Source organism: Phaeobacter sp. BS52 (assembly GCF_045040595.1).
GTDB classification, from domain to species: Bacteria; Pseudomonadota; Alphaproteobacteria; order Rhodobacterales; family Rhodobacteraceae; genus Phaeobacter; species Phaeobacter piscinae.
This window is the reverse complement of record NZ_CP090662.1, coordinates 2,981,360-2,997,327: the sequence shown is the minus strand read 5'-3', so window position 1 is coordinate 2,997,327 and position 15,968 is coordinate 2,981,360. Positions and strand designations below refer to the sequence as shown.

The following is a 15,968-nucleotide window of genomic DNA, read 5'->3' as shown; positions in this document are numbered from 1 at the left end:
GTCTGAAGTAAGGATGCCTTCGGCGAAATGGACCCGGCTGCTGACATCCCTGCCGCATGACAGGGACAGCACCATGCCTGCCCGTCATCACCCTCCCCTCGCACGCAGCAACTCGCGGCTGATGATATGGCGCTGGATTTCACTGGTCCCTTCCCAGATCCGCTCCACCCGCGCGTCGCGCCAGATGCGTTCCAGTGGCAGCTCATCCATCAGCCCCATACCGCCATGGATCTGGATCGCCTCATCCGCCACCATGGCGAGCATCTCCGTCGCCTTGAGTTTGGCCATCGACATATCGGCTTCGGTCACACTGCCCTGATCAAACTTCCAGGCGGCCTCCCAGGTCAGGAGGTTCGCGGCCTTCAGCTCCGTTGCCATATCGGCCAGTTTGAAGGAAACGCCCTGGAATTTACCAATCTGCTGGCCGAACTGGCGGCGCTCAGCGGCATAGGAGATCGCATGATCCAGCGCACGTTCCGCCCGTCCGATACAGGTCGCGGCCACCTGCAGCCGGGTGGCGCCCAGCCAAGTGTTGGCCACATCAAAGCCTTTGTCGACCTCACCCAGAACCGCAGATTTGGGCAGGCGGCAATCGTCAAATTCCAGCACCGCATTGGTGTAGCCCCGGTGGCTCACGTTGCGGTAGCCATCGCGGATGGTGAAACCTGGCGTGCCTTTATCAACGAAGAAGGCGGTGATTTTCTTCTTGGGCCCGCGTGGGGTGTCCTCCTCACCGGTGGCCATAAACACGATTGCGAAATCGGCGATATCCGCGTGGCTGATGAAATGCTTGGTGCCGTTCAGAATGAAGTCATCGCCATCGCGATGGGCGGTGGCGGTCATGCCGCGCAGATCGGAACCAGCACCTGGTTCTGTCATCGCCAGACAGTCCCATTTTTCGCCCCGGATACAGGGGTAGAGATATTTCTCTTTCTGCTCCTCGGTGCCCGCCAGAAGGATGTTCGACGGGCGCGCAACGCAGGTCCAATGCAGGGCATAATTGGCGCGGCCTAGCTCCTTTTCATAGAGCAGCCATGTCAGCGTATCGAGGCCCGCACCGCCGACCTCCTCAGGCATATTGGCGGCATATAATCCTGCCTCAATCGCCTTGGCCTGGATCTCGCGCACCAGCTCCATTGGCAAATGGCCACTGCGCTCCACCTCCAGTTCATGCGGATAAAGCTCCTTGGTGACAAAGGCGCGCGTGGTGTCCACGATCATCGACTGTTCTTCGGACAGGCCAAACTGCATTTCCGCTCCCCCCTTTGGTGGATTTCTGCGTTGCTCTTGACCCGAGTCTAGGGCTGGGAGAGGCTACTATCGTGCAGAAACGGACATTTTCATGCCAAGTTGGAAGAAACCTTACGCCGCGCCGCAGCAGATCGACCTGCTGCTGTTTGACCAGTTCTCCGGCCACTGCCTCGCCAATACAGTTGAGCCGCTGCGTGCGGCGAACAGCTTTGCCGGGCGGCAGGTGTATTCCTGGCGGTTTGTTACGGCGGACGGCGGCACCGCGATGTCGTCTGCCCGCATGGAGGTCACCGCGCAGATGCCGCTGCGCAAGGCCGAGGGCGATATGCTGATTGCGATGCCCAGCTATGGCTATCTGCGCCACGCAACTGAGACCACCGCGCGGGGGTTGCGGGCGGCAGAGCAACGCTATGACGTTCTGGCAGGGTTTGACACGGGCGCCTGGCTGCTGGCGGCGGCCGGGCTGCTGGATGGCTATCGCGCCACCATTCACAGCTCAGAACTGGAGGCTTTTGCCGACATGTTTCCGGCGGTACAGGCGGAGACGCATCGGTTTCTCTGGGATCGTGACCGGTTGACCTGCTCCGGCGCCATGGCAGCCTTTGACGGGGTTCTCGACATGATTGCACAGCAGCACGGGCAGGCGTTGCGGCTGGATGTGGCAGCCCTGTTTTTGAGCGAAAGCCAAACCGGGAGCGGCCGATCAGCCCCTGTGCGCAGCACCTCCGTGGCCCGGGCCATCCGGGCGATGGAGGCCAATCTGGAAGCGCCGCTACCGCTGGAAGAGGTGGCACGTCATGCAGGGCGCAGCCTGCGGGATCTGGCACGCCGCACGCGGGGCGAGTTGGGCACGACACCGCAGGCGCTTTATCGGCATTTGCGGCTAAAACAGGCGAAACGCCTTGTCTTAGAGACTGATTTTAGTGTCACAGAGATTGCGTTACGCTGCGGATATGAGGATCCCAGCGCGTTGACCCGCGCCTTTCGCAGCGCCTTTGCGACAACGCCGCGCGCCCTGCGCGCCGCCCGAAGATAGCATTGGCGGCTCCCGGCAGCGGTCTTCTTGTTTTGCAAAAAGCAGCTATTGTTTGCGCTCGCAGTTAAGAGGCCTTGCGCTTGCCCGGGTTATCAGAACAATTGGGCCATGACAGATATCGCATTCCCAAGCTGGCCCGACGTTGCCCCCCAATTGATCGAAGTCGCGGCAGGTCGCCGCCCTGCGGATACGGTGATCCGCAAGGGGATCTGGGTCAATGTTCACACCCGCGAACAACTGCCCGATCATGACATCGCCATCGTTGCAGGGCGCATCGCCTATGTCGGTCCCGACGCGAGCTATTGCACCGGTCCCGACACCGAGGTGATTGACGCCGATGGGCGCTATATGATCCCCGGCCTCTGCGATGCGCACATGCATATTGAATCCGGGATGCTGACCCCCGCAGAATTCGCCCGTGCGGTGATCCCGCACGGCACGACGTCAATGTTCACCGACCCGCATGAGATCGCCAATGTGCTGGGGTTGGAAGGTGTGCGTCTGATGCATGACGAGGCGCTGCTACAGCCGGTCAATATCTTCACCCAGATGCCCAGCTGCGCGCCCTCCGCGCCGGGGTTGGAGACCACCGGCTATGAAATTTCACCCGAGGATGTTGCAGAGGCGATGAGCTGGCCGGGGATTATCGGCCTGGGCGAGATGATGAATTTCCCCGGCGTGGCGGCGGGTGATCCGAAGATGCTGGCCGAGATCGCGGCCACACAGCGCGCGGGCAAAACCGTGGGCGGGCATTACGCCTCCCCTGATCTGGGGCCGGATTTCGCGGCCTATGTGGCGGGCGGTCCGGCCGACGACCACGAAGGCACCTGCGAGGCGGATGCCATCGCCCGGATGCGGCAGGGGATGCGCGCGATGGTGCGGCTGGGGTCGGCCTGGTACGACGTTGAGGCGCAGATCACCGCCATCACCGAGAAGGGGCTGGATCCGCGCAACTTCATCCTGTGTACCGATGACTGCCATTCCGGCACATTGGTCAATGATGGCCATATGAACCGGGTGGTGCGCCACGCCATCGACTGTGGCTGTGATCCGTTGATTGCGATCCAGATGGCGACGATCAACACCGCGACACATTTCGGGCTGGAGCGGGATATCGGTTCCCTCACACCGGGGCGGCGCGCCGATGTGATCCTGACCTCTGACCTCAAAACCCTGCCGATTGATGTGGTGATGGCCCGTGGTCAGATTGTTGCCAAGGATGATCAGATCACCGTTGATTGCCCGCATCTGGACTGGCCGGACAGCGCACGGGGCACGGTGCATCTGGGGCATGAATTGAGTGCAGCGGATTTCGAAATCAGCGCGCCGGACGGCGCCAATGCCGTGACTGCGAATGTGATCGGTGTCGTGGAGAACCAGGCCCCCACCAAGGCGCTACAGGCAGAGCTGCCGGTGGTCGACGGGCTGGTTGAAGGCAACCAGGAGGTCTGCCAGATCGCATTGGTGGAACGGCACCGTGCGACGGGCGGTGTGACCAACGCCTTTGTCTCGGGCTTTGGGTACAATGGACGGATGGCGATGGCCTCCACCGTGGCGCATGACAGCCATCATATGATTGTCGTCGGCACAGACCGCGACCAGATGGCGCTGGCCGCCAATCGTCTGGCCGAGGTCGGCGGCGGCATCACCATTTTCCGCGATGGCGCCGAACTGGCACTGGTGGAACTGCCCATTGCCGGGCTGATGTCCGACAGCCCCGCCACCGAAGTTGCCGCAAAGGCGCAAAAGATGGTGGAAGCGATGGAGACCTGCGGCTGCAGCCTCAACAACGCCTATATGCAGCATTCGCTGCTGGCGCTGGTGGTGATCCCCGAGTTGCGGATTTCCGATCTGGGGCTGGTGGATGTGCGCAGTTTTGAACAGATCCCGGTGATCGTGAGTGCCCAACCCGCCTGACCGCCCACCCGTTTCAACCGACCTTCTGAACCGCACAGCGGACCCCGTTTTCCAGTGATCGAGCATACTCATGACAACAGTTAAAACCCCTCAACTCCCGGCGGCGGAAGAGTTCACGGATGCGGCGGCAGCTGTCGCCCGGCTGGAGCTTCTGTACCGCGAGGCGACACAGTTTCTTTGCGCTGAATTCTCGCGGATTTTGAGCGATGGCCCAGCGGTCGGCAGCACCGGCACCACCCATCGCATTCGTGCGTTCTACCCCGAGATCCGCTTTACCACATCGTCCTTTGCGCAGGTGGACAGCCGGTTGAGTTACGGCCATGTCTCAGCCCCCGGCACCTATGCCACCACGGTGACCCGCCCCGACCTGTTCCGGCACTACCTGACCCAGCAGATCGGCCTGTTGATCCGCAATCACGGCCAGCCTGTGACCATCGCGGTTTCTGACACCCCGATCCCGGTGCATTTTGCGGTGGCGGCGGATCCCAGCCTGACCGTTCCGCAGGAAGGTGCGGCCGGGTTCACGTTGCGCGATGTCTTTGATGTGCCGGATCTGGCCACGACCAATGATGACATTGTGAACGGCACCTATAAATCAACCGATGACACCGGGCCGTTGGCGTTGTTCACGGCGCAGCGCGTGGATTATTCGCTGGCCCGCCTCGCCCATTACACCGCGACCGACGCCAGCCATTTCCAGAACCACGTTCTGTTCACCAACTACCAGTTTTATGTGGCCGAATTCGAAGCCTACGCCCGGGCGCAACTGGCGGATCCCGCATCGGGCTACAGCAGCTTTGTCAGCACCGGCGACCACGAGATCACCGAGGCCGAAGCGGAGATCCCCGCGATTGCAAAACTGCCGCAAATGCCGACCTATCACCTGAAACGGGAAGACGGCAGTGGCATCACGCTGGTCAATATCGGTGTCGGCCCGTCCAACGCTAAGACCGCCACCGATCATATCGCGGTTCTGCGGCCGCATGCCTGGCTGATGGTTGGTCACTGTGCCGGTTTGCGCAACACCCAGACGCTGGGCGATTTCGTGCTGGGCCATGGCTATCTGCGCGAAGATCACGTGCTGGATGACGACCTGCCGATCTGGACGCCAATTCCGGCGCTGGCGGAGATTCAGGTCGCGCTGGAGGATGCGGTGGCAGAGGTGACAGAGCTGGAAGGTTACGACCTGAAACGGATCATGCGGACAGGCACCGTCGCGACCATCGACAACCGCAACTGGGAACTGCGCGACCAGTCCGGCCCGGTGCAGCGGCTGTCGCAATCACGCGCCATCGCGCTGGATATGGAGAGCGCCACTATCGCCGCCAACGGTTATCGTTTCCGGGTGCCCTATGGCACGCTGCTGTGTGTCTCCGACAAACCGCTGCATGGCGAGCTGAAGCTGCCCGGTATGGCGTCTGAGTTCTATCACACGCAGGTTGCGCGGCATTTGCAGATCGGGATAAAGGCGATGGAGCAGCTGCGCGGCATGCCACTGGAACGTTTGCACAGCCGAAAACTGCGTTCCTTTGACGAAACTGCCTTTCTTTGAGGGCTATTTTGCCTCTAATTCTGCGAAAACCCCTATTTTATGGGGTTTTTGACAACACTACTCGTTGTGTTCGTACACTACATAACGCTAGAGTTACGCGATGAGGCCCCATAACTCGGGCAGTGACAAGGAGACCTAAGAATGTCCAAACCGATGACCAAGACCCAGCTTGTTGCCGCACTGGCTGAAGAGATGGACAGCGATAAGAAGGCCGCAGGCGCAGCGCTTGACGCTGTTTGCGCGCTGATCACTCGCGAAGTATCCGGCGGTGGCGCTGTGACTCTGCCCGGCGTTGGCAAGATCTATTGCCGCGAGCGCCCCGAGCGCGAAGTGCGCAACCCGGCCACCGGTGAGAAGTTCACCAAAGAGGCCGACAAGGTGGTCAAGATGACCATCGCCAAAGCGCTGAAAGACAGCGTGAACGGCTAAGGGTTACGGCACGGTTGACCGTGTTGCGGGTCGCCTTTTCAGGCGGCCCTTTTTTGTGCCACCTTATCTGCTGCGCGGCTGATGCGGGCGGCCGGACGCGGGGGCGCGAATTCGGTTTCCTGCGAATGCTTGCCTTGCTAAACATATTCCAACTGCGCCTGACCGGGTGACGGTAGGGACCGGTGGCTGACCGGCAGGGGGGCATAATCATGGATCTGCGCGCTTTGGCGATGGGGCTGGCCTTTGCCTTCATGTGGTCGTCTGCCTTCACCTCGGCGCGGATCATCGTGGCCGATGCCTCACCGCTGTATTCGCTGGCATTCCGATTTCTGGTTTCCGGTCTGATCGGCGTCGCGGTTGCCCGCTACATGGGACAGAGCTGGCGTCTGACACGCGGCCAGCTGAAGGCAACAATCATCTTTGGCATCTGCCAGAACGCGCTTTATCTCGGCCTGAACTTCGTCGCGATGGAAACCATCGAGGCCTCTCTGGCGGCGATCATCGCCTCAACGATGCCGATGCTGGTCGCCATTGCGCTGTGGCTGGTTTACGGAGAACGGCTGCCTGCGCTGGGAGTTGTGGGACTGCTGGCGGGGGTGTTGGGCGTCGCCTTGATCATGGGCACCCGCATCAGCGCCGGGGTTGATCTGTTTGGTGTTCTGCTCTGCGGGATCGGTGTGCTGGCCCTAACACTGGCGACGCTGGCCCTGCGCGGCGCGACCTCCGGCGGCAACTACATGATGGTGGTGGGGCTGCAAATGCTGGTCGGTTCGGCCGTTCTGTTTGTGGCGGCCCCGATGGTCGAGACCTTCCGCCTGACGCCCAGCTGGCCGCTGGCGCTGGCCTTTGTCTACACCACACTTGTCCCTGGTCTGACTGCCACTTTCATCTGGGTGCTGCTGTTGAACCGGATTGGCGCAGTGCGCGCCGCGACGTTCCATTTTCTCAACCCGGTCTTCGGCGTCGCGGTGGCCAGCACCCTGCTGGGGGAGCAATTAGGGCTGTTGGATATCATCGGCGTCGGGATCGTCACCTTTGGCATTCTGGCGGTGCAATTGGCGCGGCAGTCCGCGCAGCGCACACCAAAGCCATGACATCGCCCTGCGCTCTGACACCACACACGCAAACGCGAGCCGCTGAAATACAGCTTTGCTTTTGCCCCGAACGACCCCATTTACAGCAACACAAGCACGATCGGAGGACATGATGCGCAGCTATTCCAAAGACCCGGACGCCATTGCGGCCCTCTCGGAAGAAGAATTCTACGTCACCCAAAACGCCGGTACGGAACGCCCCGGCACCGGCAAGCTGCTCGGCAACAAGGAACCCGGTATCTATGTCGATATCGTTTCTGGCGAGCCGCTGTTTGCCTCTGCCGACAAATATGAATCCGGCTGCGGCTGGCCGAGTTTCACCAAGCCCATTGAGCCTGCCCATGTGCAGGAGCTGGAGGACCGGACCCTTGGCATGATCCGTACCGAGGTCCGCTCAACCCATGGGGACAGCCATTTGGGGCATGTGTTCCCGGACGGTCCGGCAGACCGTGGCGGCCTGCGATACTGCATCAATTCAGCCTCCCTGCGGTTCGTACATCTGGACGACATGCGGGCAGAAGGCTACGGCGATTATATAGATCAAGTGGAGGATAGAAGATGAGCAGCACGACAGAACGTGCCGTCCTGGCTGGTGGGTGTTTCTGGGGAATGCAGGACCTGATCCGCAAGCGCCCCGGTATCATCAGCACCCGCGTCGGGTACTCCGGCGGCGATGTGCCCAATGCGACCTACAGGAACCACGGCACCCATGCTGAGGCGATTGAGATCATGTTCGATCCCAGCCAGACCAGTTATCGCGCACTGCTGGAGTTCTTCTTTCAGATCCATGATCCGACCACCGTCAATCAGCAAGGCAATGATCTGGGGATGAGCTATCGCTCCGCGATCTACTATGTGGATGCCGACCAGAAGGCGATTGCCGAAGACACCATCGCTGATGTCGATGCCTCGGGGCTGTGGCCCGGCAAGGTGGTCACAGAGGTCGAACCGGTTGGTGATTTCTGGGAGGCGGAGCCTGAGCATCAGGACTATCTGGAGCGGCAGCCCAACGGCTATACCTGCCATTTTGCCCGTCCCGATTGGGTGCTCCCCAAGCGCAGCGAGACTGCTGCCGAATAAACCGCCCGTATCGGGCAGCCCTGAACCACAAAGGCCCCGTCATCCGGCGGGGCCTTCTGCGTTAAGGCGGTGGTCAGCAGTGGTGGTTAACCCTGTGCAATACGCGGGCGACCGCTGGCCTCCACCGTCAGGAACGCCTCGACAAACACCTGCCGCGCCTCCACCTCGGCAACGCGAATATCACGGTCCACTTGGATGGAGATATCCTGCGCACCCGCAGCCTCCGCCGCGGCGCGGGCCTCCGCGCGCAATTCGGTTTCCAGACAGATCAGGGCCTCCTCCGAGGCGGCGAAATCCTGCGGGCCGTGCTCCAGATGCACCCGGTATCGGCCTTCCTCCGGCGCGGTCACGGTGCCGCTGCGCCGCATGGTGATGCGGCCCACCACTGCCCCGATGGCATTGGCGACACCGGCATGATCCGGCAAGATCATCCGGCAGTGAAGGCGAGCCCCAACAGCGGGGTAATAGCTGGGCGCGGAGGCGCCAAGGCCCACGACATCCACATTCAGTCCTGCCTTGATGGCGACAAGCCCTCGATGTCCGGTCAGCCCGCGCTGCATCAGCACATGGCGTGCGAGCTGATCCGGCGGCGGTCCAAAGGGGCTGCTCTCTTCCGCAAATGCAGTCTCTAACAAGGTCAAAGAGGTCTGTTCCGTCATCTGATCAACGATCATCTGCGCCAAGATCTCCGCATCCGGCGCCAGACGATCCCCGGACCCAACACGGCGGCGGGCAAACAGCGTCAGCGCCTTCTCAGCTGCCGCACTGTCCCAGCTGGACAGCCGCCCAAGCACATGGCTGGCATCCGACGGCGTGACCCCGGCCACCTGCACCAACCCCCGGTCCACCAACCGCATCAATGCGCCCTGCTCGATGCGGGTCTGTAGCACAGCACCCAGGGGATGTGTCTGGTCTCCGATCCGGTCCAACACCCGGGCTTCCCTGTCGCTGAGCCCCAGACAGTGCTGGCCGGGAATGGCGCGCACAAAGCGGCCGTCGTATTCACCGACTGTGGCAGCGCGCAACTGCGTATCCAGCGCGGCATGCACCACATCCGGCGCCATCGTCGCGACCAGGGACACCGGCAGCACCCGGCGCGGCCCAAGGCTGACGCCGCCGCTCAGCCCGGCGGCAACCGGATGCACCTGACTGTCGCCGCCCAGACCGCTGGTGCGCATCGCCACAGCCTCCACCATGGTGCGAAAACCGCCCACCTGCGCGCCTGCCGGGTCGATCTTGGGCTTCCCGTTTTCGATCAGCGCCACGTCGGTGGTTGTGCCGCCAATATCACTGACCAAGGCACTGTCGACGCCAGTTAACCAGCGCGCCCCCACCAAAGACGCCGCCGGACCGCTGAGGATTGTCTCAATCGGGCGCGCCCGTGCCTGCGCTGAGGACATCAGCGCGCCATCGCCGCGCACCACCATCATCTGGGCGGTGATCCCAAGGTCAGCCAGACGCGTCTCAGCGCGCCCGATCAACCGGTCAATCATCCCGATCAGCCGCGCATTCAGAACCGCCGTCAATGCGCGTTTCGGCCCGTTCAGCCGTGCGGACAGTTGATGTGAGCAGGTGACGGGAACGCCGGTTTCCTCGGCAATAATGCGGGCGACCTCCAGCTCATGGGCGGGGTTGCGGGTTGCAAACTGACCGGCAATGGCAAACCCGCTGACCGAGGCCGCCTCCCGTTGCAGAAACGCGCGAAGCGCCTCTGTGTCCAGCGGCGCTGCCTCACTGCCGGAATGGCTGTGTCCGCCAGCCAGAACCAGCGCCGGGTCACCCTTCAGCGCCTCACGCAGGCCGTGACGATCCAGATCCGCCTCACCAAAGCCGATATAGATCAGCGCGACGCGCCCTCCCTGCCCCTCCACCAGCGCATTGGTCGCCAGCGTTGTGGACAGCGCTGCCAGCGCAATCTCTCCCGGTTCCACCGCAGCCTCTGCCAGCACTGCGGCAACCGCCTCCCCCACGCCGATGGCCAGATCCTGCCGGGTGGTCAGCGCCTTGGCCTTGGCCAGCACATCGCGATCATCGCGGATCAGAACCGCATCCGTATAGGTGCCGCCTGTATCGACCCCAAGCAAAAGCGCCATGGCCGTTCTCCCTTCACCATCTCTTTGATCTTGGTCACCGGTTTAGCGCAGCCCTGCCGCCGATCCATCCTGTTTGCGTCACGTCAGTCGCTGAACGGCCCAACGGGCGGCATCCGCCACGGTGGGATCAGAATCTTCGGTCAGGGTTTCTGCGGTCGGGCGCAGCTTGGGCAGGCCGGAATTCCCGATTGCATAAAGCACGTTGCGCACAAACCGGTCCCGGCCGATCCGCTTGATCGGAGAGCCGGAAAACAGCGCGCGGAAGCCCGGATCATCGAGAGCGGCCAGTTCCGCCAGCTTGGGCGCGTTGAATTCCGGGCGCGCCTCATAGCGGATGTCACTCGCAGCCACGGCAAATTTGTTCCAAGGGCAGGCCGCAAGACAATCGTCACAGCCATAGATCCGGTTGCCCAGTTTGCCGCGCAGCTCCTCATCGATGGGCCCCTTATGCTCAATCGTCAGATAGGAGATGCAACGCCGCGCATCCAGCTGATAGGGCGCCGGGAAGGCATCGGTCGGACAAGCGGTCAGGCAGGACCGGCACGAGCCGCAGTGATCAGGTTCAGCAGTATCGGTGGGAATGTCGAGCGTCGTGAAAACAGAGCCTATGAAGGCCCAATTGCCCCAGTCCCGGCTCACCAGATTGGTGTGTTTCCCCTGCCAGCCAAGACCCGCCGCCTGCCCCAGCGGTTTCTCAGGCACCGGCGCGGTGTCGACAAAGACCTTGACCTCGGCAGGATCACCGGTACGCGCGGCCTCCGCAATCAGCCAACGGGCCAATCGCTTCAGGCGCTTTTTCACCAGATCATGGTAATCCTTGTTGCGCGCATAGACCGAAATCGCTGCCCGATCTGCCTGTCCGACAATGTCCATCGGATCGACGTCAGGTGTATAGCTTTCGGCAAGCATGATCACCGAGCGTGCCTCCGGCCAAAGCTGGGCTGGGTCGCCACGCCAATGGCTGCGTTCCTCCATCCAGCCCATCTGGCCATGATACCCCGCGTCCAGAAACGCCTGCAGCCGCTCTGGCACCTCCGGCACGTCCGACGGGCGGCAGATCCGGCAAGCCACAAACCCCTCCGCCAGCGCCTGCGCGATCAAGCGGTCTTTTATGTCGGCTGTCTCTATCATCTGGCTAGACATATATACCGTGTTGCCTCGGTCAACATCCCGAAACGGTAAAGCTGTGGATGTGGCCGGATAGATCGCATGTCAAAATGCCCGCGTGAGGCACTATAGGATCGCAGCGCTCACAGGCCCGAACTCGATCACTCCAGTCTATCAGGGCCAGTGCAGCACGACTTTGCCGCTGCGGCCGGACTTCATTGCGGTGAAACCTTCCGCGAAATCCTCGACATCAAACCGATGGGTAATGACCCGGCTGACATCCAGCCCGTTCTGCAACATTGCGATCATCTTGTACCAGGTCTCGAACATCTCGCGGCCATAGACGCCTTTGATGGTGATCGCCTTGAACACGATGCGCGACCAATCAACGGGAGATTTGCCGGGCGGAATGCCCAGCAGGGCAATTTTGCCACCCATAACCAGCGCCTCCACCATCTGATCCAGCGCCGCCTGCGACCCTGACATCTCCAGCCCGACGTCAAAACCCTGCTTCATACCGAGGTCGTGCACCACGTCCTGCAGATCCTCCTGTGCGACATTCACCGCGCGCACGGTCGGCACCACGTGCTGCGCTAGCGCCAGCCGGTCTGGGTTGATGTCGGTGATCACCACGTGCCGCGCGCCGGCATGCCGCGCCACCGCAGCCGCCATAATACCAATCGGACCGGCCCCGGTGATCAGCACATCTTCGCCCAGAAGATCAAAGCTGAGCGCAGTGTGGACAGCATTCCCCAGCGGGTCGAGGATGGCGCCAATCTCATCCGGGATCTCCTCCGGCAGCGGCACCACATTGAAGGCTAGGCAGCTTCAGATACTGCGCAAACGCGCCCTGCTCATTCACCCCGATGCCGCGGGTGCCAGGATCCAGGTGGAACTTGCCCGCCCGGGACTGGCGCGAATCCGTCTGGATCAGATGCCCCTCGCCGGAGCAGCGCTGCCCAACTGCCAGATCTGTGACATTGCGGCCAATCTCGACAATCTCGCCCGCGAACTCATGACCGGTGATCATCGGGACCGGCACCGTATGGGCAGCCCATTCGTCCCAGTTCCAGATATGAATGTCCGTGCCACAGATGCCGGTGGTTCTGATCTTGATCAGCACCTCGTCCGGGCCGATGTCCGGCACCGGCGCCTGCACCATCCAGAGGCCTTCCTGCGGATGGCTCTTTTCCAGCGCCTTCATCGTGTTGGGCAGGCTCATGAAACGATCCCCAACTCCTTGCCGACCGTGCCAAAAGCAGCCAATGCGCGGTCCAGATCGTCCCGCGTCAGCGCCGCATTCATCTGGGTGCGGATGCGGGCCTGGCCGCGCGGCACCACCGGGAAGAAGAAGCCGGAGACATAGACACCCTCGTCAAACAGCCGGGAGGCCATATCCTGCGCCAGCTGTGCCTCGCCCAGCATCACTGGAATGATCGGATGCTCACCCGGCAGGAGGTCAAAGCCCAGTTTTTCCAACCCCGCACGCCAGTAGCGCGCATTCTCAAACAGCTGCGCCCGCAGGTCGTTCCCTTCTTCCACCAGCCGGATCGCCTCCAGCCCGGCGGCCACAATGGATGGCGGCAGCGAATTGGAGAACAAATAGGGCCGCGCCCGCTGCCGCAGGAGGTCGATCACTGGCTGCGGCCCGGCGATATAACCGCCGATGGCCCCCCCAAGTGCTTTGCCCAATGTTCCGGTGACGATATCCACATCCACCCCGAAATGCTCCGGCGTGCCCGCACCCGTGGCGCCCATGAAGCCGGTGGCATGGCAGTCATCCACCATCACGATGGCATCATATTTGTCCGCCAGCGCGCGGATCTCAGGCAGTTTTGCCAGATAACCATCCATCGAGAACACGCCGTCGGTGGCGATCATGATATGCCGCGCGCCATCCTCCCGGGCCTGTTTCAGCCAGGCCTCAAGGTCGTTCATATCGCTGTTCAGGTAACGATAGCGCTTCGCCTTGCACAGGCGGATGCCGTCGATGATCGAGGCATGGTTCAAACTGTCGGAGATGATCGCATCCTCCGGCCCCAACAGAGGCTCAAACAACCCGCCATTGGCGTCGAAACAGGCCGCAAACAGGATCGCGTCATCCTTACCGAGAAACTTCGCCAGACGCTGCTCCAACTCCCGGTGGATATCCTGCGTGCCGCAGATAAAGCGGACGGAGGCCATGCCAAAACCCTTGTCATCCATCACGCCGCGTGCCGCAGCAATAAGGTCGGGATGGTCTGCCAAGCCCAGGTAATTGTTGGCACAAAGGTTGATGACCTCAGCATCCCCAACCCGGATCTCGCCCCCCTGAGGGGAGGTGATCATTCGTTCCCGCTTGTAGAGACCATCGGCTTTGATCTCTTCCAGGGTCTTGGAGATGTCGGTCAGAAAATCAGTAGACATGCGGGAACTCCTTCTCTTTCGAGTCGGAGTTCTAGCATAACGGATGAATTTCCGAAATAGGAGATTTCAGGATAGCGGATGTATATCCGTCAAAATGGACAATCCCCGCGACAAACTTGCGTCATGCGTTTTTCACGATCAGGAAAACGCGGGCCGCACCGCCCAATGCTGCAATAGAATGGGTCACATCTGCGGCATATCGTGCGGTATCCCCTGCATGCAGCCGATCGGTCGCACTGCCGGAGGTGAGCGCCACGGCCCCTTCCAGCACGGTTACATGCTCAACAGTCCCCCGCCCGTGCGGCTGACTGTTTAGCGCACCGCCATCCTTGAGCCGGATGTCGTAGACCTCGTGGCCACCAGCGTCTTCCGGCGGGGACAGAATGCGGATCAGGCACCCCTCGCCCATATTTTCAATCGACGGGACATCGCCATCGCGCAGGATTTCGATACTGTCCTGCGCCTCATTGCTGTCCAACAGCCCGGCAAAATCAACCTGAAGCGCGCGCGTCAAATTCCATAGGGTCGCAATCGTCGGGGAGCTTTCACCGCGTTCAATCTGGCTCACCATAGAGCGGCTCACCCCAGAGAGATTCGCCACCGCCTCAAGGCTGAGACCCTGGGCCCGGCGCGCCTCTTTCAGGCGGGCAGGCAGCAAGGTTAGGATATCGTCTACATGTTCCGTCATGACGGAATCACTGCGCCTTTACGACCTATTTGTCAAACAGACGCCGTGGCACGGCCGTCGTGTTTTGACGGCACGTTCTGCGGGACAGGCCATGCTGCATCTGCATACTCTGCGCCAAACCTATGAGGAGAGAGAAATGACCGATATCGTGATCCTGGATGGCGCCCGCACCGCCATCGGCACCTTTGGCGGGTCGCTTGCCAGCACCACGCCGATTGATCTGGCAACCGTGGCCTCCAAGGCCGCCATGGAACGTTCCGGCGTCGCGCCCGAACAGATCGGCAATGTGGTCTTTGGCCATGTGATCAACACCGAACCCCGCGACATGTACCTGAGCCGCGTGGCGGCGATGCAGGCCAGCATCCCCAACGGCACGCCAGCGATGAACGTCAACCGGCTTTGTGGATCTGGCGCGCAGGCGATTGTCTCCGGCATCCAGTCACTGATGCTGGGGGATGCGGAATTTGCCCTTACCGGTGGTGCCGAAAATATGTCGCGCAGCCCCTTCATCGTGCCAAGCGCACGCTGGGGTCAGAAAATGGGTGATGCGCGGGCACTGGACATGATGCTGGGCGCGCTGAACTGCCCGTTCGGAACCGGCCACATGGGGGTGACCGCCGAAAACGTCGCGGATGAACATGACATTACCCGCGCCCAGATGGATGAATTTGCCCTCGCCAGCCAGACCCGCGCTGCCGCAGCGATCGAGGCCGGATATTTCGCCAGCCAGATCACCCCGGTTGAAGTGAAGGTAAAGCGGGACATGGTGCCGTTTGACGTAGACGAACATCCCAAAGCCAGCACGCTAGAGACACTGGGCGGGCTGAAAGCTGTGTTCAAGAAAGACGGCCGCGTCACGGCTCGGCAATGCCAGCGGTATCAACGACGGCGCGGCTGCCATCGTTATGGCCACGGCCGACGCAGCGCGGCAGGCCGGGCTGAAACCCAAAGCGCGCATTTTGGGCTACGCGCACGCCGGTGTCCGCCCCGAGGTCATGGGCATTGGCCCGGTTCCCGCAGTGCAGAACCTGCTGAAGAAAACCGGATTGTCCGCCTTTGATTTCGATGTGATCGAATCAAACGAAGCCTTTGCGGCGCAGGCGCTTGCCGTGAACAAGGAGCTGGGGCTGGATCCTGCGAAGGTGAACCCGAATGGCGGAGCCATTGCGCTTGGCCATCCTGTCGGTGCGACCGGTGCGATCATCACGCTGAAGACACTTTATGAATTGGAGCGCATCGGTGGCTCCAAAGGGCTCATCACCATGTGCATCGGCGGCGGTCAGGGCATTGCCCTGGCAATCGAACGTCTCTGATC

At 61.6% G+C, this 15,968-nt stretch carries 12 protein-coding genes and 2 pseudogenes; 8 read left to right on the top strand and 6 right to left on the bottom strand.

Going from position 1 to position 15,968, the window contains the following annotated elements; translation table 11 throughout:
* Positions 1-87: 87 nt before the first annotated feature.
* Positions 88-1,251: an acyl-CoA dehydrogenase family protein gene (locus tag L0Z65_RS14410; protein ID WP_024098804.1), complete on the bottom strand. Its 1,164-nt coding sequence runs from the start codon at positions 1,249-1,251 to the stop codon at positions 88-90.
* Positions 1,252-1,342: 91 nt separating this feature from the next.
* Here L0Z65_RS14410 and L0Z65_RS14405 point away from each other — a divergent pair, with 91 nt between their 5' ends.
* The 7 genes from L0Z65_RS14405 to msrA all read left to right on the top strand — a co-directional run bounded on the left by L0Z65_RS14405 (position 1,343) and on the right by msrA (position 8,359).
* Positions 1,343-2,287, top strand: a complete 945-nt coding sequence (locus tag L0Z65_RS14405; RefSeq protein WP_405108637.1) for a GlxA family transcriptional regulator — start codon at positions 1,343-1,345, stop codon at positions 2,285-2,287.
* 108 nt (positions 2,288-2,395) lie between these two features.
* Entirely contained in the window at positions 2,396-4,204 is a 1,809-nt protein-coding gene (gene ade, locus L0Z65_RS14400; RefSeq protein ID WP_405108634.1) for an adenine deaminase, read from the top strand.
* Positions 4,205-4,274: 70 nt separating this feature from the next.
* On the top strand, positions 4,275-5,756 hold the full coding sequence (locus L0Z65_RS14395) for an AMP nucleosidase (protein WP_040178912.1): 1,482 nt from the start codon (positions 4,275-4,277) through the stop codon (positions 5,754-5,756).
* A 141-nt stretch (positions 5,757-5,897) separates the two neighbouring features.
* Positions 5,898-6,185, top strand: a complete 288-nt coding sequence (locus L0Z65_RS14390; protein WP_014876311.1) for an HU family DNA-binding protein — start codon at positions 5,898-5,900, stop codon at positions 6,183-6,185.
* Between the two features lie 209 nt (positions 6,186-6,394).
* Positions 6,395-7,279: a DMT family transporter gene (locus L0Z65_RS14385; protein WP_096872912.1), complete on the top strand. Its 885-nt coding sequence runs from the start codon at positions 6,395-6,397 to the stop codon at positions 7,277-7,279.
* A gap of 112 nt (positions 7,280-7,391) precedes the next feature.
* Positions 7,392-7,841, top strand: coding sequence for a peptide-methionine (R)-S-oxide reductase MsrB (msrB, locus tag L0Z65_RS14380; protein WP_014876313.1), 450 nt, complete (start codon positions 7,392-7,394; stop codon positions 7,839-7,841).
* Positions 7,838-8,359 carry a peptide-methionine (S)-S-oxide reductase MsrA gene (gene msrA, locus L0Z65_RS14375; RefSeq protein WP_405108628.1) on the top strand — a complete coding sequence of 174 codons (522 nt, stop codon included), beginning with the start codon at positions 7,838-7,840 and terminating at the stop codon, positions 8,357-8,359. Before msrB ends, msrA begins: the two co-directional genes overlap by 4 nt.
* Before the next feature lie 86 nt (positions 8,360-8,445).
* Here the strand turns inward: msrA and L0Z65_RS14370 are convergent, their stop codons facing one another.
* The 5 genes and pseudogenes from L0Z65_RS14370 to L0Z65_RS14350 all read right to left on the bottom strand — a co-directional run bounded on the left by L0Z65_RS14370 (position 8,446) and on the right by L0Z65_RS14350 (position 14,653).
* Positions 8,446-10,452, bottom strand: coding sequence for a hydantoinase/oxoprolinase N-terminal domain-containing protein (locus L0Z65_RS14370; RefSeq protein ID WP_405108625.1), 2,007 nt, complete (start codon positions 10,450-10,452; stop codon positions 8,446-8,448).
* A 78-nt stretch (positions 10,453-10,530) separates the two neighbouring features.
* Positions 10,531-11,583, bottom strand: coding sequence for a tRNA epoxyqueuosine(34) reductase QueG (gene queG, locus L0Z65_RS14365; protein ID WP_405108622.1), 1,053 nt, complete (start codon positions 11,581-11,583; stop codon positions 10,531-10,533).
* A gap of 150 nt (positions 11,584-11,733) precedes the next feature.
* Positions 11,734-12,763 (bottom strand): annotated as a pseudogene (tdh, locus tag L0Z65_RS14360) (L-threonine 3-dehydrogenase).
* 14 nt (positions 12,764-12,777) lie between these two features.
* Positions 12,778-13,965, bottom strand: a complete 1,188-nt coding sequence (locus tag L0Z65_RS14355; RefSeq protein WP_118069257.1) for a glycine C-acetyltransferase — start codon at positions 13,963-13,965, stop codon at positions 12,778-12,780.
* 121 nt (positions 13,966-14,086) lie between these two features.
* Positions 14,087-14,653, bottom strand: a complete 567-nt coding sequence (locus L0Z65_RS14350) for a helix-turn-helix domain-containing protein (protein WP_014881477.1) — start codon at positions 14,651-14,653, stop codon at positions 14,087-14,089.
* Between the two features lie 136 nt (positions 14,654-14,789).
* Here L0Z65_RS14350 and L0Z65_RS14345 point away from each other — a divergent pair.
* Positions 14,790-15,966 (top strand): annotated as a pseudogene (locus L0Z65_RS14345) (acetyl-CoA C-acyltransferase family protein).
* Positions 15,967-15,968: the final 2 nt, after the last annotated feature.